Source organism: Exiguobacterium sp. N4-1P (assembly GCF_002214325.1).
The window spans coordinates 87,870-105,614 of sequence record NZ_CP022237.1 but is presented as its reverse complement, the minus strand read 5'-3'; the positions used below and the strand labels follow the sequence as shown (position 1 = coordinate 105,614).

Annotated in this window: 18 protein-coding genes; all 18 read right to left on the bottom strand. The window is 46.9% G+C overall.

Translation table 11 applies throughout. From position 1 onward, the window contains the following. Positions 1–3 precede the first annotated feature (3 nt). Complete coding sequence (gene rpsQ / locus A0126_RS16130; protein WP_014969155.1) at positions 4–267, bottom strand: 30S ribosomal protein S17; 264 nt, start codon at positions 265–267, stop codon at positions 4–6. A gap of 31 nt (positions 268–298) precedes the next feature. Continuing rightward, complete coding sequence (gene rpmC, locus A0126_RS16125; protein WP_012369017.1) at positions 299–502, bottom strand: 50S ribosomal protein L29; 204 nt, start codon at positions 500–502, stop codon at positions 299–301. Then, the gene (gene rplP, locus A0126_RS16120) at positions 489–926 is read right to left on the bottom strand and encodes a 50S ribosomal protein L16 (RefSeq protein WP_012369016.1); all 438 of its coding nucleotides are present in this window, start codon (positions 924–926) and stop codon (positions 489–491) included. Before rplP ends, rpmC begins: the two co-directional genes overlap by 14 nt. 33 nt (positions 927–959) lie before the next feature. Continuing rightward, positions 960–1,616, bottom strand: a complete 657-nt coding sequence (gene rpsC, locus A0126_RS16115) for a 30S ribosomal protein S3 (RefSeq protein ID WP_026834299.1) — start codon at positions 1,614–1,616, stop codon at positions 960–962. Positions 1,617–1,628: 12 nt separating this feature from the next. Beyond that, positions 1,629–1,961, bottom strand: coding sequence for a 50S ribosomal protein L22 (gene rplV, locus A0126_RS16110; RefSeq protein WP_029332264.1), 333 nt, complete (start codon positions 1,959–1,961; stop codon positions 1,629–1,631). A 20-nt stretch (positions 1,962–1,981) separates the two neighbouring features. Continuing rightward, on the bottom strand, positions 1,982–2,260 hold the full coding sequence (gene rpsS / locus A0126_RS16105; protein WP_012369013.1) for a 30S ribosomal protein S19: 279 nt from the start codon (positions 2,258–2,260) through the stop codon (positions 1,982–1,984). A 63-nt stretch (positions 2,261–2,323) separates the two neighbouring features. Then, positions 2,324–3,154, bottom strand: coding sequence for a 50S ribosomal protein L2 (gene rplB, locus A0126_RS16100; protein WP_029332262.1), 831 nt, complete (start codon positions 3,152–3,154; stop codon positions 2,324–2,326). Positions 3,155–3,186: 32 nt separating this feature from the next. Then, entirely contained in the window at positions 3,187–3,471 is a 285-nt protein-coding gene (gene rplW, locus A0126_RS16095) for a 50S ribosomal protein L23 (protein WP_029332261.1), read from the bottom strand. Beyond that, positions 3,471–4,094 carry a 50S ribosomal protein L4 gene (gene rplD / locus A0126_RS16090; RefSeq protein ID WP_029332260.1) on the bottom strand — a complete coding sequence of 208 codons (624 nt, stop codon included), beginning with the start codon at positions 4,092–4,094 and terminating at the stop codon, positions 3,471–3,473. The genes rplW and rplD overlap by 1 nt, the downstream gene beginning before the upstream one ends. 29 nt (positions 4,095–4,123) lie before the next feature. Next, the gene (gene rplC, locus A0126_RS16085; RefSeq protein ID WP_029332259.1) at positions 4,124–4,750 is read right to left on the bottom strand and encodes a 50S ribosomal protein L3; all 627 of its coding nucleotides are present in this window, start codon (positions 4,748–4,750) and stop codon (positions 4,124–4,126) included. Positions 4,751–4,818: 68 nt separating this feature from the next. After that, the gene (gene rpsJ, locus A0126_RS16080) at positions 4,819–5,127 is read right to left on the bottom strand and encodes a 30S ribosomal protein S10 (protein ID WP_029332258.1); all 309 of its coding nucleotides are present in this window, start codon (positions 5,125–5,127) and stop codon (positions 4,819–4,821) included. 316 nt (positions 5,128–5,443) lie between these two features. Next, on the bottom strand, positions 5,444–6,631 hold the full coding sequence (tuf, locus tag A0126_RS16075) for an elongation factor Tu (RefSeq protein WP_088836007.1): 1,188 nt from the start codon (positions 6,629–6,631) through the stop codon (positions 5,444–5,446). A gap of 117 nt (positions 6,632–6,748) precedes the next feature. Further along, positions 6,749–8,827: an elongation factor G gene (fusA, locus tag A0126_RS16070; protein WP_029332256.1), complete on the bottom strand. Its 2,079-nt coding sequence runs from the start codon at positions 8,825–8,827 to the stop codon at positions 6,749–6,751. A gap of 124 nt (positions 8,828–8,951) precedes the next feature. Beyond that, positions 8,952–9,422, bottom strand: a complete 471-nt coding sequence (gene rpsG, locus A0126_RS16065) for a 30S ribosomal protein S7 (protein ID WP_023466623.1) — start codon at positions 9,420–9,422, stop codon at positions 8,952–8,954. A gap of 49 nt (positions 9,423–9,471) precedes the next feature. Continuing rightward, on the bottom strand, positions 9,472–9,894 hold the full coding sequence (gene rpsL, locus A0126_RS16060; protein ID WP_012369004.1) for a 30S ribosomal protein S12: 423 nt from the start codon (positions 9,892–9,894) through the stop codon (positions 9,472–9,474). A 125-nt stretch (positions 9,895–10,019) separates the two neighbouring features. After that, complete coding sequence (locus A0126_RS16055; RefSeq protein ID WP_088836006.1) at positions 10,020–10,271, bottom strand: ribosomal L7Ae/L30e/S12e/Gadd45 family protein; 252 nt, start codon at positions 10,269–10,271, stop codon at positions 10,020–10,022. 80 nt (positions 10,272–10,351) lie between these two features. Continuing rightward, entirely contained in the window at positions 10,352–13,951 is a 3,600-nt protein-coding gene (gene rpoC, locus A0126_RS16050) for a DNA-directed RNA polymerase subunit beta' (RefSeq protein WP_088836005.1), read from the bottom strand. A 20-nt stretch (positions 13,952–13,971) separates the two neighbouring features. Beyond that, positions 13,972–17,529: a DNA-directed RNA polymerase subunit beta gene (gene rpoB / locus A0126_RS16045; RefSeq protein ID WP_088838389.1), complete on the bottom strand. Its 3,558-nt coding sequence runs from the start codon at positions 17,527–17,529 to the stop codon at positions 13,972–13,974. Positions 17,530–17,745 lie beyond the last annotated feature (216 nt).

The window sequence follows — 17,745 nt, the reverse complement described above, 5'->3', positions numbered from 1 at the left end:
AGTTTAGATGATTACTGCTTTTTCGACGACTTCTACGAGACGGAAACGTTTGTCCTTAGAAAGTGGACGTGTTTCTTGAATGCGTACAACATCACCGATTTTAGCTGTGTTGCTTTCATCATGCGTTTTATACTTCTTAGAGTAGTTTACGCGTTTGCCGTAGAGCTTGTGCTTTACTTTAGTCTCAACTGAAACAACGATCGTTTTATCCATTTTGTCAGATACGACGCGTCCAGTTAATACTTTGCGGTTGTTAGTGCGTTCCATTGAGTGTTCCTCCTCTCAGAATCCGAGTGAATTATGCGTTGTTGATGCCGAGTTCGCGTTCACGAAGAACGGTTTTCGCGCGTGCAATCGACTTGCGCACTTCACGGATACGAGCAGGGTTCTCAAGCTGACCAGTCGCGAGTTGGAAACGAAGGTTGAACAACTCTTCTTTCCACGAACCGACTTTACCGTTGAGCTCTTCTGTAGTTTGCTGACGGAGATCAGTTGCTTTCATTCGTATCACCACCATTTTCTTCACGTTTTACGAACTTACATTTTACTGGAAGTTTGTGTGATGCAAGACGGAGAGCTTCGCGTGCGATCTCTTCCGATACTCCTGCGATTTCGAACATTACTTTCCCCGGTTTAACGACTGCAACCCAGCCCTCCGGAGCACCTTTACCTGAACCCATTCGGACTTCAAGAGGTTTTTTAGTGTATGGTTTATGTGGGAAAATCTTGATCCACACTTTACCACCACGTTTCATATAACGAGTCATCGCGATACGCGCTGATTCGATTTGACGGCTAGTGATCCAGCTAGCTTCTTGAGCTTGGATACCGAACTCGCCGAAGTGTACTGTAGTACCACGTTTCGCTTTACCACGCATGTTGCCGCGGTGAACACGACGATATTTTACACGTTTTGGTAACAACATGTTGTGTTGCCTCCTTCCCTAGACGGATGTGGATTATTGTTCGTTAGATGCTGCTTTTTTAGTAGGAAGCACTTCACCGTGGTGGAGCCATACTTTTACGCCAATTTTGCCGTAAGTTGTATCAGCTTCAGCAGTACCGTAATCGATGTCTGCACGGAGTGTATGAAGTGGAACTGTTCCTTCTGAATACTTCTCTGAACGAGCGATATCAGCGCCACCAAGACGACCAGAAACTTCAGTCTTGATTCCTTTGATACCTGAACGCATAGAACGTTGGATTGATTGCTTCATTGCACGACGGAAAGATACGCGGCCTTCAAGTTGGCGAGCGATGTTTTCAGCGACAAGTTTAGCAACTGCATCCGGGTTTTTCACTTCAACGACGTTAACGTGAACGCGTTTGCCTTTTGCAAGGTTAGTGATGTCTGTACGAAGTGTTTCGATTTCAGAACCGCCTTTACCGATAACCATACCAGGTTTAGCAGTGTGAAGTGAAATGTTCAAGCGGTTTGCAGCGCGCTCGATTTCAATTTTAGAAACACTAGCGTCTTTAAGACGTTTTTCGATATATTCACGAACTACGTAGTCTTCATGAAGGAGATCAGCATAGTCTTTATCTGCGAACCAACGTGATTCCCAGTCTTTGATGATACCTACGCGAAGACCAGTTGGGTTAATCTTCTGACCCACGGTAATCCCTCCTTATTTTTCAGATACCACGATGTGAACGTGGCTCGTACGTTTGTTGATACGGCTTGCGCGACCCATTGCACGTGGGCGGAAACGTTTGAGCGTTGGACCTTCGTTGACGTAAGCCTCTGTTACTACGAGGTTTTCGATGTTCATGTCGAAGTTGTGCTCAGCGTTCGCGATTGCCGATTTCAATGCTTTTTCAACGATTGGCGTTGCTGCCTTGTTCGTGTAAGCAAGAATCGAAAGAGCTTCGCCGATTTGCTTCCCGCGGATTAAGTCTACTACGAGACGTGCCTTACGAGGAGCAATGCGAACCATATTAGCCGATGCTTTTGATTGCATAATGAGTACCTCCCCTCAGATTAACGTTTCGTCTTCTTATCGTTACCAGCATGTCCTTTATAAGAACGAGTTGGCGCGAATTCACCAAGTTTGTGACCGACCATATCTTCTGTCACGTAAACCGGTACGTGTTTACGACCATCGTAGACAGCGATCGTGTGACCGATGAACTCTGGGAAGATTGTCGAGCGGCGTGACCAAGTTTTGATAACATGCTTGTCACCAGCTTCGTTGGCTTTATCAACCTTAGCGAGCAAATGGTGATCTGCAAATGGACCTTTTTTCAAGCTGCGACCCATAGTTGTACCTCCCTTTGGCATGATTCAGGAACGGTTCCTACGAACCGTTCAGAAATCACGTAATTATTTTTTAGAACGGCGGACGATGTATTTATCGCTCGCTTTGTTTTTCTTACGAGTTTTGTATCCGAGTGCCGGTTTACCCCAAGGAGTAAGTGGGCCCGAACGACCGATTGGAGCACGTCCTTCACCACCACCGTGTGGGTGATCAACTGGGTTCATTACAGAACCACGAACTGTAGGACGTTTTCCGAGCCAGCGTGAACGACCAGCTTTACCGATATTGACGAGCTCATGCTCTTCATTACCGACAGCGCCGATTGTAGCACGGCAAGTAGCAAGGATCATACGTGTTTCGCCTGATTGAAGACGAACAATCGCGTATTTACCATCTTTACCGAGAAGCTGAGCAGAAGTACCAGCTGAACGAACGAGCTGACCACCTTTACCAGGCTTAAGTTCGATGTTGTGGATCAACGTACCAACTGGGATGTTTACAAGTGGAAGAGCGTTACCGACTTTAATGTCAGCTTCTGCTCCTGACATGATTTGCATGTCAACTTTCAATCCTTTAGGTGCGAGGATGTAGCGTTTTTCACCATCGATGTAGTGTACAAGAGCGATGTTTGCAGAGCGGTTCGGATCGTACTCGATTGTAGCGATACGGCCAGCGATGCCATCCTTGTTACGTTTGAAGTCGATGATACGGTATTTACGTTTGTGTCCGCCACCTTGGTGACGTACTGTCAAGCGACCTTGGTTGTTACGTCCGCCCTTTTTCGAAAGCTTTTCAGTTAACGATTTTTCAGGACGTGAAGCCGTAATTTCAGCAAAGTCGAGTGCAGTCATGTTACGACGACCGTTAGTGGTCGGTTTAAACTTTTTAATTCCCATCGAGAGTTCCCTCCTTTTCTACAGAGTACCGATTAACCGAGGTAATCGAGTTCTTTGCTATCTGCAGTAAGCGTGACGACCGCTTTTTTGCGGCGTGCTGTGTAACCAGCGTGACGACCTACGCGTTTTGCTTTTGGTTTTGAGATAAGTGTGTTGATTTTTTCAACTTTAACGCCGAAGATCGCTTCAACAGCATCTTTGATTTGAGTCTTAGATGCCTTCACGTCTACTTCGAACGTGTACTTTTTCTCAGCCATTTGGTTCACTGAGCGTTCAGTAATTACAGGACGTTTGATAATGTCGTGTGTATGTGCCATTATGCAAGCACCTCCTCTACTCTCGCAACTGCATCCTTCGTGAAGATGACTTTGTCGTGTCCGACAAGATCAAGGACGTTTACTCCAGCAGCGTCAACGACTGTGACACCAGGAATGTTGCGTGTTGAAAGAACGACTGTCTCGTTGTAATCAGCAGTAACGACAAGAACTTTACGTTCGATTGAAAGAGCAGCGAAGACCGAAATCATATCTTTTGTTTTCGGAGCATCGATTGTCAAACCTTCAAGAACGATGAACTCGTTGTTAGCGACTTTCGAAGAAAGTGCTGAACGTAATGCGAGACGACGAACCTTTTTAGGAAGTTTATAAGCGTACGAACGTGGTGTTGGACCGAAGACTGTTCCACCGCCAACCCATTGTGGCGAACGGATCGAACCTTGGCGTGCACGACCAGTACCTTTTTGTTTCCATGGTTTACGGCCGCCACCGCGAACTTCCGAGCGACCTTTTGTATCATGTGTACCTTGGCGACGTGAAGCTTGTTGCATGACGATTGCATCGTATACGACTGCTTCGTTTGGCTCGATTCCGAAAACGGCATCTGCGAGCTCAATATCTCCAACTTGTGTACCTGTTTGGTTAAGCAAAGCTACTTTAGGCATTCGTTATTCCTCCTTTCCTTGCAAACGGATTAGTTGCCTTTAACCGCAGTTTTGACGACAACTTGGCTCTTACGCGCGCCTGGGATAGCACCCTTGACGAGGAGTAAGCCACGTTCTACATCAACTTTTACGATTTCAAGGTTTTGAACAGTGATTTGTTCTCCACCCATGCGTCCTGGGAGCAATTTCCCTTTGAATACACGGTTTGGAGCGACAGGACCCATTGAACCTGGGCGACGGTGGTAACGCGAACCGTGAGCCATTGGACCACGTGATTGGTTGTGACGCTTGATTGCTCCAGCGAAACCTTTACCTTTCGACGTACCTGTTACATCAACCATTTCGCCTGCAGCGAAAGTATCTGCTTTAATCTCTTGACCGATTTCGAAATCTGTTACAGATGTACGGATTTCTTTAATGAAGCGCTTAGGTGTCGCACTTGCTTTCGCAGCGTGACCTTTTTGCGGTTTGTTTTGACGACCTTCTTTGATATCACCAAAGCCGAGTTGGACTGCTTCGTAACCGTCCACTTCCATTGTCTTCAATTGAAGAACAACGTTACCTTCTACTGAAACGACAGTAACTGGTACTACTTCGCCTGACTCGTTGAAGATTTGTGTCATACCGAGTTTAGTTCCTAAGATTCCTTTAGCCATGAGATACACCTCCTAATATTGAATGATTTTGATCTTCTGGCTAGTATCAACTATTTATAGAAGAAAAATTAAAGTTTGATTTCAATGTCAACGCCCGATGGAAGTTCAAGACGCATAAGCGCATCAACTGTTTTCGGTGTTGGGTTAACGATGTCGATCAAACGTTTGTGTGTACGCATTTCGAACTGCTCACGAGCATCTTTGTACTTGTGAACGGCACGAAGTACTGTGTAGATCGCTTTCTCCGTTGGGAGTGGGATCGGTCCAGATACAGTAGCACCAGAACGTTTTGCTGTGTCGACAATTTTCTCAGCCGATTGATCAAGCACGCGGTGATCGTATGCTTTCAAACGGATCCGAATTTTTTCATTTGCCATGTTGTTTCCCTCCTTTTCGCCTATTTCGTAAATAGACATTCTCCGCGGAAATTTCCACACTAGCCATGGCAATGCCGCCTGGTGTGTCATAACCTCCCGCTTCATCGCGTTGTGTTTGTGACCAACATATTCTAGTTTACTTAATTCCAAGCAAGAATGCAAGCAAAATAAATTAGAACTTGTTTTCAAGTCTCTCACCACTCGCACAAACACTTTCCTCAGTATATAAGATGTCTGACCATGTTGCAAGACTGTTTTTCAGAAAACAAAAAAAGGTCTTCCGTCACGGGAGACGGAAGACCTTTTTGCTTAAAAATTACTCAACGATTTCTGTAACTGATCCAGCGCCTACTGTACGGCCACCTTCACGGATTGAGAAACGAGTTTCTTTTTCAAGAGCGATTGGTGCGATGAGTTCAACAGTCAATTCGATGTTGTCCCCAGGCATAACCATTTCAGTACCTTCAGGAAGTTGGCACATACCAGTTACGTCAGTTGTACGGAAGTAGAACTGTGGACGGTAGTTACCGAAGAATGGCGTGTGACGGCCACCCTCTTCTTTTGAAAGGATGTAAACTTGCGCTTTGAAAGTTTTGTGCGGTGTGATTGTGTTTGGTTTCGCGAGAACTTGTCCACGCTCGATGTCGTCACGTGATACACCACGAAGAAGAGCTCCGATGTTGTCGCCAGCTTCAGCATAGTCAAGAAGCTTACGGAACATCTCTACACCAGTACATACTGATTTTTTAGTTTCTTCGTGAAGACCAACGATTTCGATCTCGTCGTTGACTTTAAGAACTCCACGCTCAACGCGGCCAGTAGCTACTGTACCACGACCAGTGATTGAGAAAACATCCTCAACTGGCATCATGAAGTCTTTTTCAGTGTCGCGAGTTGGCTCAGGGATGTACTCATCAACAGCTGTCATGAGTTCCATGATTTTTTCTTCCCATTTAGCTTCGCCGTTAAGCGCGCCGAGAGCAGATCCTTGGATAACTGGGAGGTCATCGCCTGGGAAGTCATACTCAGAAAGAAGTTCGCGGATTTCCATTTCAACGAGTTCAAGAAGCTCTTCGTCGTCAACCATGTCGACTTTGTTCATGAATACTACGATGAAAGGAACACCTACTTGACGTGAAAGCAAGATGTGCTCACGTGTTTGTGGCATTGGACCGTCAGTTGCAGAAACAACGAGGATCGCGCCGTCCATTTGTGCAGCACCAGTGATCATGTTTTTAACATAGTCAGCGTGACCTGGGCAGTCAACGTGTGCATAGTGGCGTTTTTCTGTTTCGTACTCGATGTGAGCTGTTGCGATAGTGATACCGCGCTCGCGCTCTTCTGGAGCACCATCGATTTGGTCAAACTTAGTTGCAGCTTTACCTTGTGATTTTGCAAGTACAGCTGAGATAGCTGCTGTTAAAGTTGTTTTACCGTGGTCGACGTGGCCAATTGTACCAACGTTAACGTGCGGTTTAGAACGGTCGAATTTTTCTTTACCCATTCTGAATTCCTCCTCTATGTGTCTAATAATTTTTTATAACTAGGAAGGTGAATCGTCGAATAACGTACACCTTCCTTAGCTTACACTAATCAAATAATCGTGACAACCTGTGAAGGATTAGCCGTTTGATTTTTTGATGATTTCTTCAGCAACTGATTTCGGTACTTCTTCGTAGTGATCGAAGTGCATTGAGTACGTACCGCGACCTTGTGTGCGCGAACGAAGTCCTGTTGCATATCCGAACATTTCCGAAAGTGGAATCATCGAGCGAACGACTTGTGCGTTCCCACGAGCTTCCATACCTTCAACGCGTCCACGGCGTGACGTAACGTCACCCATGATGTCTCCCATGTATTCGTCTGGGATGACGATTTCAACTTTCATCATTGGCTCAAGGATAACAGCGCCGCTCTTATCTTTAAGTTGTTTGACTGCCATTGAAGCCGCGATTTTAAATGCCATCTCGTTTGAGTCGACATCGTGGTATGAACCGAAAACGAGTGCTGCTTTAACGTCAACTACTGGATAACCAGCAAGGATACCGTTTTGAAGTGCTTCTTCGATTCCGTTTTCAACCGCTGGGATGTATTCACGCGGAACAACACCACCGACGATTTTGTTGTTGAACTCGAAGCCAGCACCTTCTTCGTTCGGCTCGAATTCTACGACGACGTGACCATACTGACCACGACCACCTGATTGACGAGCGAACTTAGAATCGATTTTCGCTGCTTGGCGAATCGTTTCACGGTAAGCTACTTGTGGAGCACCAACGTTAGCTTCGACTTTGAACTCGCGACGCATACGGTCAACGATGATGTCGAGGTGAAGCTCACCCATACCTGAGATGATCGTTTGACCAGTCTCTGGGTTTGTTTCAGTGCGGAACGTTGGATCCTCTTCAGCAAGCTTAGCAAGTGCTTGACCCATTTTATCTTGGTCGGCTTTCGTTTTTGGTTCGATTGCGACCGAGATAACTGGTTCTGGGAATGTCATTGATTCGAGAACGACGTTGTCTTTCTCAGAACAAAGCGTATCACCAGTAGTCGTATCTTTAAGACCTACAGCTGCAGCGATGTCACCAGCGAAGACCATTGGGATCTCCTCACGGCTGTTCGCGTGCATTTGAAGGATACGTCCAAGACGCTCACGTTTACCTTTTGTTGAGTTCTTAACGTATGATCCTGCCGAAGCTGTACCAGAGTACACACGGAAGAACGTTAATTTACCAACATACGGGTCAGTCATAACTTTGAATGCAAGTGCAGAAAATGGCGCTTCGTCAGTAGACTCACGAACGATCTCTTCATCTGTATCCATGTTAATTCCTGTGATTGCTTTTACGTCGACTGGTGATGGGAGGTAGTCAAGGACTGCGTCAAGCATAAGCTGGACACCTTTGTTCTTGAATGCCGAACCAACGAGTACAGGGTAGAAATCAACTGTAAGAGTCGCTTTACGGATACCCGCTTTTAACTCTTCGATTGAAATTTCCTCGCCCTCGAGGTATTTCATCATCATTTCTTCTTCGTAATCCGCAACAGCTTCGATTAATGATGCACGAAGTTCTTCAGCTTCGTCTGCGAATTCTGCAGGGAAACCATCCGTTACTTCGATATCAGTACCGATGTCGTTACCGTACATGTATGTTTTCTTTTCAACGAGGTCGATGATTCCTTTGAATTCATCTTCAGCGCCGATTGGAATTTGGATTGCGTGTGCGTTCGCTTGAAGGCGATCGCGGAGCGTTCCGACCGAGTACAGGAAGTCTGCACCGATTTTATCCATTTTGTTTACGAAAACGATACGTGGTACGCCGTAAGTTGTAGCTTGGCGCCATACTGTCTCAGTTTGTGGCTCAACACCAGACTGAGCATCAAGTACTGCAACCGCACCATCAAGTACACGGAGTGAACGTTCAACTTCAACAGTGAAGTCTACGTGTCCAGGAGTATCGATGATGTTTACGCGGTTACCTTTCCATTGTGCAGTTGTTGCTGCCGATGTAATCGTGATTCCACGTTCTTGCTCTTGCTCCATCCAGTCCATTTGTGAAGCACCTTCGTGCGTTTCACCGATTTTGTGGATACGACCCGTGTAATAGAGGATACGCTCAGTCGTTGTTGTTTTACCAGCATCGATGTGGGCCATGATCCCGATATTACGGGTGTTCTTAAGGGAGAATTCTCTTGCCATCTTTAAACATTCTCCTTTCGCATTTTAATTTAGTGTACGTGCGTTGCCACACGTCATGACTATACCCGAAAGCCACCTCATATTTCCATACAAAATGGCATAGATGAGGTGGTTAATTCCGGATTTACCAGCGGTAGTGAGCAAACGCTTTGTTCGCTTCCGCCATTTTGTGCATATCTTCGCGCTTCTTAACAGAAGCACCAGTGTTGTTTGCAGCGTCCATGATTTCATTAGCAAGACGAGCATCCATAGTTTTCTCGTTACGGAGACGTGAGTAGTTCACGAGGTAACGAAGTGCGAGTGTCGTACGGCGCTCAGGGCGGACTTCGACAGGAACTTGATAGTTAGCTCCACCTACACGGCGTGCTTTTACTTCAAGAACTGGCATGATGTTGTTCATCGCCTCTTCAAAAACTTCCATTGCATCGCGACCTGAACGTTCAGCGATAGTTTCGAAAGCTTTGTATAAGATTTGTTGAGCAGTACCTTTTTTACCATCTAACATAAGACGGTTGATAAGGCGGGTAACGAGTTTAGAGTTGTAGATCGGATCAGCCATTACATCACGACGTTCTGCTTGACCTTTACGTGGCATTCCGAGTCCCTCCTTTCATATAGTGAGGTGATATCTTCAGATATCTAGATTATTTTTTTGCTGCTTTTGGACGTTTAGTACCATATTTCGAGCGACCTTGCATACGGCCGTCAACTCCAGCTGTATCAAGTGCACCACGAACGATGTGATAACGTACCCCTGGTAAGTCTTTTACGCGGCCTCCGCGAATAAGAACAACACTGTGTTCTTGCAAGTTGTGGCCGATACCTGGGATGTAAGCTGTTACTTCCATTGTGTTCGTCAAGCGTACACGTGCGTACTTACGAAGAGCCGAGTTCGGTTTCTTCGGAGTCATTGTACCTACACGAGTACAAACACCACGTTTTTGTGGTGAGCTGATGTCAGTACGAGCTTTAATGAAGCTGTTGTACCCTTTGTTCAGCGCTGGCGAATCTGATTTCACAACTTTTGATTGACGTCCTTTACGGACCAATTGATTGATAGTAGGCATCTTTGAGATCCTCCCTTCCTGAATTCATGACAAGTTTCAAAACCACCGAGCCGGGTGGTTCATCGAAAGTCATAATGAAACGTTTTGCGTGGCTCAGGCATTCCATCGCCACACAAAACGTATTATCAAACTTTCTTAATGGCAACAGCAGTTGCCGCGACATCGATTCCACAAACCTTACCAAGCTCAAGCTTAGAAGGCACGTTCACAACCGGAACGTTAGCTTGTTTCGCCGCATCGAGCAATGCTTGTTTTACGTGTTCATCTGCGTCATCCGCGATGATCACTTCCGACGCCTTGCCAGATCGCAATGCTTTGAGCGTTTGCTTTTGACCGACAAACTTCAAATCTGCGCCGACTACTTTTTTGTAAGACATGAAGATATCCTCCAAAATAACACGGCCGGTTGGCAACACTATATCATAGTAGCACCGCCATACCGACGTGTCAAGGCGTTTTATTCTACAGGAGAATCTGCTTCTACAGGTGCTTCACCAGCTACTTCGAGTCCGATTTGACGGTAACGTGTCATTCCTGTACCAGCTGGAACTAGTTTACCGATAATAACGTTCTCTTTCAAGCCGCGAAGGTAGTCGCTCTTCCCTTTGATTGCTGCATCCGTAAGGACACGAGTAGTTTCCTGGAACGAAGCAGCTGATAGGAACGAGTCTGTCTCAAGCGATGCTTTTGTAATACCAAGGAGAACTGGTTTAGCGGAAGCGAGTGCTTTTCCTGCACGGAGCGCTTCTTTACATGCTTCTTTAAAGGTACTGATATCAACGAGTGAACCAGGGAGAAGTGTTGTCTCACCTGACTCGATGACGCGAACGCGGCGGATCATTTGACGAACCATGACCTCGACGTGCTTGTCACCGATTTCAACTCCTTGCATCCGGTATACTTTTTGAACTTCCTGAAGAAGGTAGTTCTGAACACCAGATACACCTTTAACGTTTAAGAGTTCTTTCGGATCAATCGATCCTTCTGTGAACACTTGACCGGCAATGACTTCTTCACCGAGTTGAACACGTAGACGCGATCCGAATGGAATCGTGTATGTGCGTGTTTCGCTCAGACCTTGAATCGTCAATTCACGTTTGTCACGCGACTCTGTAAAGTCGATGACTTGTCCGTCGATTTCCGAGATGACCGCTTGACCTTTCGGGTTACGGGCCTCGAACAACTCTTGGATACGTGGAAGACCTTGCGTGATATCATCTCCGGCAACCCCACCTGTGTGGAAGGTACGCATTGTAAGCTGCGTTCCTGGCTCACCGATTGATTGTGCCGCAATGATTCCGACTGCTTCACCGACTTCAACATCGTTACCCGTTGCAAGGTTACGTCCGTAACATTTCTTACAGACACCATGACTCGTGTTACAAGTGAAGGCAGTACGAATTTCAACGTTGTCGATACCAGCGTCCGTAATTGTACGCGCGATATCTTCGTCGATGAGTTCGTTAACAGAAACAAGAACTTCTCCCGTTTCCGGGTGAACGACTTTTTCGAATGCCGTACGTCCGACGAGTCGGTCGTAAAGACTTTCGATTTCTTCCGTTCCTTCGCGAAGAGCCATGACACGGATACCACGATCCGTTCCACAATCATCTTCACGAATGATAACATCTTGCGCTACATCAACGAGACGACGAGTCAGGTAACCTGAATCGGCAGTTTTCAAGGCTGTATCGGCAAGACCTTTACGCGCACCGTGCGTCGAGATGAAGTATTCCTGAACCGTCAGACCCTCACGGAACGAAGATTTGATCGGGAGCTCGATGATCCGTCCACTTGGAGCGGCCATGAGTCCACGCATCCCTGCAAGCTGCGTAAAGTTTGACGCGTTACCACGGGCACCAGAGTCACTCATCATGAAGATCGGGTTTAGACGGTTGAGGGATTTCATCAGACGAGACTGAATTTCATCCTTCGCGTCGTTCCACGACTTGACGACACGCTCATAGCGCTCGTCTTCCGTGATGAGACCACGGCGGTACGATTTCATAACGCGATCCACGTTATCTTGTGCTTCGACCAGGATTTCCTGTTTGTCCGGAAGTACGATGATATCCGAGATACCAACCGTGATACCGGCACGTGTCGAGTGTTTGAAACCAAGGTTTTTCATGCGGTCGAGCATACGGCTCGTCTCCGTCGTTTCGAAACGTTTGAAGACTTCCGCGATGACATTTCCAAGGAATCCTTTTTTGAATGGCTCAATGATTGGACGGTTCTTGATTTCAGCAGCAACATCCGTTCCATTTTCAAGGAAGTACTTCTCAGGCGTTGCTTCCTGTAAGTTGCTCATTGTTGGCTCATTCAAGTATGGGAAAGTCGTTGGGAGGATCTCGTTGAAGATCAACTTACCGACAGTCGTAACCAATAATTTCTCGTTTTGTGACTCTGTAAACGTCGGGTTCTTAAGAACGCCGGCAGGAATCGCAACACGTGAATGGAAGTGAACATACCCGTTTTGGTAGGCGATGAGTGCTTCATTCACAGTCGAGAAGATTTTACCTTCACCGATCGCGTTTTCGCGTTCGAGTGTGAGGTAGTAGTTACCGAGGACCATATCCTGCGATGGTGTAACAACAGGCTTACCGTCTTTCGGGTTCAAGATGTTTTGTGCAGCGAGCATGAGAAGACGTGCTTCTGCTTGTGCTTCTGCAGAAAGTGGTACGTGGACCGCCATTTGGTCACCATCGAAATCGGCGTTGTAAGCCGTACATACGAGTGGGTGTAGGCGAATCGCGCGACCCTCGACAAGTGTTGGTTCGAACGCCTGAATACCGAGACGGTGAAGTGTCGGTGCACGGTTCAAGAGAACCGGATGCTCGCGGATGACTTCTTCAAGTACATCCCAGATTTCAGGTTGAACGCGTTCGATTTTACGTTTCGCACTCTTAATGTTTGGTGCGATACCACGTGAGACGAGTTCTTTCATAACAAACGGTTTGAAGAGCTCAAGGGCCATTTCTTTTGGAAGACCACATTGATACATCTTCAAGTTTGGACCAACGACGATAACCGAACGACCAGAGTAGTCGACACGTTTACCGAGTAAGTTTTGACGGAAACGTCCTTGTTTCCCTTTCAACATATGTGAAAGAGATTTTAATGGACGGTTACCTGGTCCAGTGACCGGACGGCCACGACGACCATTATCGATCAAGGCATCAACCGCTTCTTGTAACATCCGTTTTTCATTCTGAACGATGATGTTCGGAGCGCCAAGGTCAAGAAGACGCTTGAGACGGTTGTTACGGTTGATAACACGACGGTATAAATCGTTTAAATCTGATGTCGCGAAACGTCCACCATCAAGCTGGACCATCGGACGAAGTTCCGGCGGGATGACTGGCAATACTTCGAGAACCATCCATTCCGGGTTGTTGCCTGAGTTGCGGAAAGCATCTAAGACTTCAAGACGTTTGATCGCACGTGTACGACGTTGTCCTTGAATCATTCGAAGGTCTTCACGTAAACCAGCTACTTCTTTTTCGAGTTCAACGTCGCGGAGCAATTTACGAACTGCTTCCGCACCCATTTCAGCTGTGAATGAGCTACCGAATTTCTCACGGTATGCACGGTATTCTTTTTCTGAAAGGAGTTGTTTTTTCTCGAGTGTCGATTCGCCCGGATCTGTAACGACGTACGATGCGAAGTAAATGATCTCTTCGAGCGCACGTGGTGACATATCTAAGACAAGACCCATACGACTTGGGATTCCTTTGAAGTACCAAATGTGCGAAACCGGTGCTGCGAGCTCGATGTGACCCATGCGCTCACGACGGACTTTCGACTTCGTGACTTCAACGCCACAGCGGTCACAAATGATTCCTTTATAACGGATTCGTTTGTATTTCCCACAGTAACATTCCCAGTCTTTCGTTGGACCAAAAATCCGTTCACAGAACAAACCGTCTTTCTCTGGCTTGAGCGTACGATAGTTGATCGTCTCCGGCTTTTTCACTTCCCCGAAAGACCACGAACGGATCTTTTCGGGGGAAGCGAGGCCGATTTTCATATATTCAAATCTATTAACATCTACCAAGGGGTGGACCTCCCTTTCGCTTATTCCTCTTCAGTAACAACTGGTGCGACAGGCGCTTGAACTTCTTCGAGTGCTGGAGTCGCGTTCGGGATGTTGTCCTCGTCGTCGTCCTTCATTTCGATCTCTTCGTCCTCAGCAGACATCATCTTAACGTCCATACCAAGTGATTGAAGTTCTTTAATGAGAACTCGGAACGATTCCGGTACGCCCGGTTGCGGTACATTTTCGCCTTTAACGATCGCTTCATACGCTTTAACACGACCGATCGTATCATCCGATTTGATCGTTAAGATCTCTTGGAGTGTATACGCGGCACCATATGCTTCAAGTGCCCAAACTTCCATCTCTCCGAAACGCTGTCCACCGAACTGGGCTTTACCACCGAGCGGCTGTTGCGTAACGAGTGAGTAAGGACCCGTCGAACGTGCGTGAAGCTTATCATCGACCATGTGGGCGAGTTTAATCATATACATGACACCGACCGAGATGCGGTTATCAAACGCTTCACCCGAACGACCGTCATAAAGAACAGTCTTCGCGTCGCGATCCATACCGGCTTCTTCAATCGTTGCCCAAACATCTTCCTCACGTGCACCATCAAATACCGGTGATGCGACTTTGATTCCGAGTTGGCGTGCAGCCATACCAAGGTGAAGCTCGAGCAACTGCCCGATGTTCATCCGTGATGGTACACCAAGTGGGTTCAACATGATGTCGATTGGTGTGCCGTCTGGCATGTACGGCATGTCTTCTTCTGGCAAGATACGTGAGATAACACCTTTGTTACCGTGACGACCTGCCATTTTATCTCCTTCGTGAATCTTACGTTTTTGAACGATGTACGCACGGATCAACTGGTTGACACCAGGAGATAGTTCGTCGCCGTTATCACGATCGAAGATTTTGACGTCAAGGATGATACCGTCGCCGCCGTGTGGTACACGGAGTGATGTATCACGCACTTCACGTGCTTTTTCACCGAAGATCGCATGTAACAGACGTTCTTCAGCTGTCAATTCCGTTACGCCCTTAGGTGTAACTTTACCGACTAAGATATCCCCATCTTTTACTTCAGCACCGACACGAATGATTCCGCGGTCGTCGAGGTTTTTCAGGGCGTCGTCACCGACGTTCGGAATATCACGAGTGATTTCTTCCGGTCCGAGTTTTGTATCGCGTGATTCACATTCGTATTCCTCAATGTGGATCGATGTGTAGACATCATCTTTCACAAGACGTTCGCTCATGATGACGGCATCCTCGTAGTTGTAACCATCCCATGTCATGAAACCGACGAGTACGTTACGACCGAGCGCAAGTTCCCCACCGTCCATTGATGGACCATCTGCAAGAATCTCGCCTTTATCGACAGGATCGCCTGCTTTGATGATTGGTTTTTGGTTATAGCACGTTCCTTGGTTAGAACGAATGAATTTTTGGATTTTATAACGATCAAGTTCACCTTGAACGATGTTGCCATCGACTTCCGTCGTACGACGGACAAGGATTTCACGAGCCGTTACGCGCTCAGCGATACCAGAGTGTTTTGCAACAACGGCAGCTCCTGAGTCTTTCGCAGACACGTACTCCATCCCAGTTCCAACAATCGGAGATTCTGGATCGAGAAGTGGTACGGCCTGACGTTGCATGTTTGCTCCCATGAGGGCACGGTTCGAGTCATCGTTCTCAAGGAACGGAATACATGCTGTCGCTGCCGAAACAACCTGTTTCGGAGAAACATCCATGTAATCGACACGTGATGGCTCAACAGACAAGTTTTGTCCACGGAAACGTGAGAGGACGTGTGTATCTTGGAACGTCTTCTCTTCCGTCAACAACATGTTTGCCTGCGCAACGACGTAGAGATCTTCTTCGTCTGCCGTCATGTAGTGAATTTCATCCGTGACAACACCCGTTTCCGGATTGACACGGCGGTATGGTGCTTCGATGAAACCATACTCATTGACTTTCGCGAACGAAGACAGTGAGTTGATCAAACCGATGTTTGGTCCCTCTGGCGTTTCGATTGGACACATACGGGAATAATGCGAGTAGTGAACATCTCGAACTTCAAAGCCAGCACGCTCACGTGTCAAACCACCGGGTCCGAGAGCAGATAGACGACGTTTGTGCGTCAACTCAGCGAGCGGGTTTGTTTGGTCCATGAACTGTGATAACTGTGAGCTACCGAAGAACTCTTTAATTGACGCGATAACAGGACGAATGTTGATCAATGCCTGTGGCGTGATCGCATTCTGATCTTGAATCGACATACGTTCCTTAACGACACGTTCCATACGTGAAAGACCAATACGGAACTGGTTTTGGAGCAATTCACCGACAGAACGGAGACGACGGTTACCGAGGTGGTCGATATCGTCTGTTGTTCCTACTTCATGCAACAAGTTGAAGAAGTAGTTGATTGCAGCAATCATGTCAGCAGGCGTAATGTGCTTGATGTCACGATCGATGTTACCGTTACCGATGATATTGATGATGCGTTCACCTTCAGCATCGTCCGGTGCGAACACCTTGATCGACTGTAAGTTGAAGGCTTCGCCTTGTGTTACGCCGCCAGTTGGCGTCGCTTCGATGTAACCGACAGATCCTTCAAGGAATGGCAAGACTTTGTCGAGCATACGACGGTCAAGAACCGTTCCAGCTTCTGCGATTACTTCACCTGTTTCAGGGTCAACGAGCGTTTCCGCAAGCTTTTGTCCGAACAGACGATTCTTCAGATGAAGCTTCTTATTGATTTTATAGCGACCAACGTTTGCCAAGTCGTAACGTTTCGGGTCGAAGAACCGTGACACGAGAAGTGCTTTCGCATTTTCAACTGTCGGTGGCTCACCCGGGCGTAGACGCTCATAGATTTCGATGAGGGCTTTTTCCGTTGATTCTGTATTATCTTTTTCAAGCGAATTCCGGAGGTACTCATCATCTCCAAGGAGATCGATGATTTCCTGATCCGTACCGAAACCAAGAGCACGTAAAAGAACCGTTACAGGAATCTTACGCGTGCGGTCGATTCGGACATATACGATATCTTTCGCATCTGTCTCAAGTTCGAGCCATGCTCCACGGTTCGGGATGACCGTTGCCGAGAATCCACGTTTACCGTTCTTATCTAACTTATTGTTGTAATACACACTTGGCGAACGAACAAGCTGAGAAACGATAACTCGTTCCGCACCATTAATAATGAATGTTCCCGACTCCGTCATAAGCGGGAAGTCACCCATGAAGACTTCTTGTTCCTTCAATTCACCCGTCTCTTTGTTTTGAAGACGGACTTTAACGCGCAGTGGTGCCGAATAGGTCACGTCGCGTTCTTTCGATTCATCAATCGAATACTTCGGCTCACCGAGCGAGTAATCGATGAATTCTAATACGAGATTTCCTGTGAAGTCGGAAATCGGCGAAATGTCATGAAACATCTCACGAAGACCTTCCCGTAGGAACCATTCGTATGAATTCGTTTGAATCTCAATTAGATTTGGAAGTTCTAATACTTCGCTGATACGTGCATAGCTTCTTCTCTGACGGTGACGACCGTACTGAACAAGTTGACCAGTCAACTGATTCACCTCTCAGACCCACTTCTTCTTCTAGAGAAGGACGGGTGTAATATCGAACATTGAAGCCATTTTTTGACCGATAAGCGCAAAAAAGCGACGTCTTGTCTACTCAATCATCTGTAGTCGAGAACGCCAGCTACTTTCAACCTGCTTATCCAAAAATCACTCCAATGGCATTTTATAATACTATCATAGACACAACACAAGGTCAACGAC

Bases quoted from the DNA above. Each gene is read 5' to 3' on its own strand.
- tuf (WP_088836007.1), bottom strand. From the start codon at position 6,631: ATGGGTAAAGAAAAATTCGACCGTTCTAAACCGCACGTTAACGTTGGT.
- rpsJ (WP_029332258.1), bottom strand. From the start codon at position 5,127: ATGGCAAATGAAAAAATTCGGATCCGTTTGAAAGCATACGATCACCGC.
- rpmC (WP_012369017.1), bottom strand. From the start codon at position 502: ATGAAAGCAACTGATCTCCGTCAGCAAACTACAGAAGAGCTCAACGGT.
- fusA (WP_029332256.1), bottom strand. From the start codon at position 8,827: ATGGCAAGAGAATTCTCCCTTAAGAACACCCGTAATATCGGGATCATG.
- rpsL (WP_012369004.1), bottom strand. From the start codon at position 9,894: ATGCCTACTATCAATCAATTGGTCCGTAAAGGACGTCAATCAAAAGTT.
- rplP (WP_012369016.1), bottom strand. From the start codon at position 926: ATGTTGTTACCAAAACGTGTAAAATATCGTCGTGTTCACCGCGGCAAC.
- rplD (WP_029332260.1), bottom strand. From the start codon at position 4,094: ATGCCTAAAGTAGCTTTGCTTAACCAAACAGGTACACAAGTTGGAGAT.
- rplV (WP_029332264.1), bottom strand. From the start codon at position 1,961: ATGCAATCAAAAGCATCGGCTAATATGGTTCGCATTGCTCCTCGTAAG.
- rplB (WP_029332262.1), bottom strand. From the start codon at position 3,154: ATGGGAATTAAAAAGTTTAAACCGACCACTAACGGTCGTCGTAACATG.
- A0126_RS16055 (WP_088836006.1), bottom strand. From the start codon at position 10,271: ATGTCTTACAAAAAAGTAGTCGGCGCAGATTTGAAGTTTGTCGGTCAA.
- rpsG (WP_023466623.1), bottom strand. From the start codon at position 9,422: ATGCCACGTAAAGGTCAAGCAGAACGTCGTGATGTAATGGCTGATCCG.
- rpsQ (WP_014969155.1), bottom strand. From the start codon at position 267: ATGGAACGCACTAACAACCGCAAAGTATTAACTGGACGCGTCGTATCT.
- rplW (WP_029332261.1), bottom strand. From the start codon at position 3,471: ATGGCACATACACACGACATTATCAAACGTCCTGTAATTACTGAACGC.
- rpsS (WP_012369013.1), bottom strand. From the start codon at position 2,260: ATGGGTCGCAGCTTGAAAAAAGGTCCATTTGCAGATCACCATTTGCTC.
- rplC (WP_029332259.1), bottom strand. From the start codon at position 4,750: ATGGCTAAAGGAATCTTAGGAACTAAACTCGGTATGACACAAATCTTC.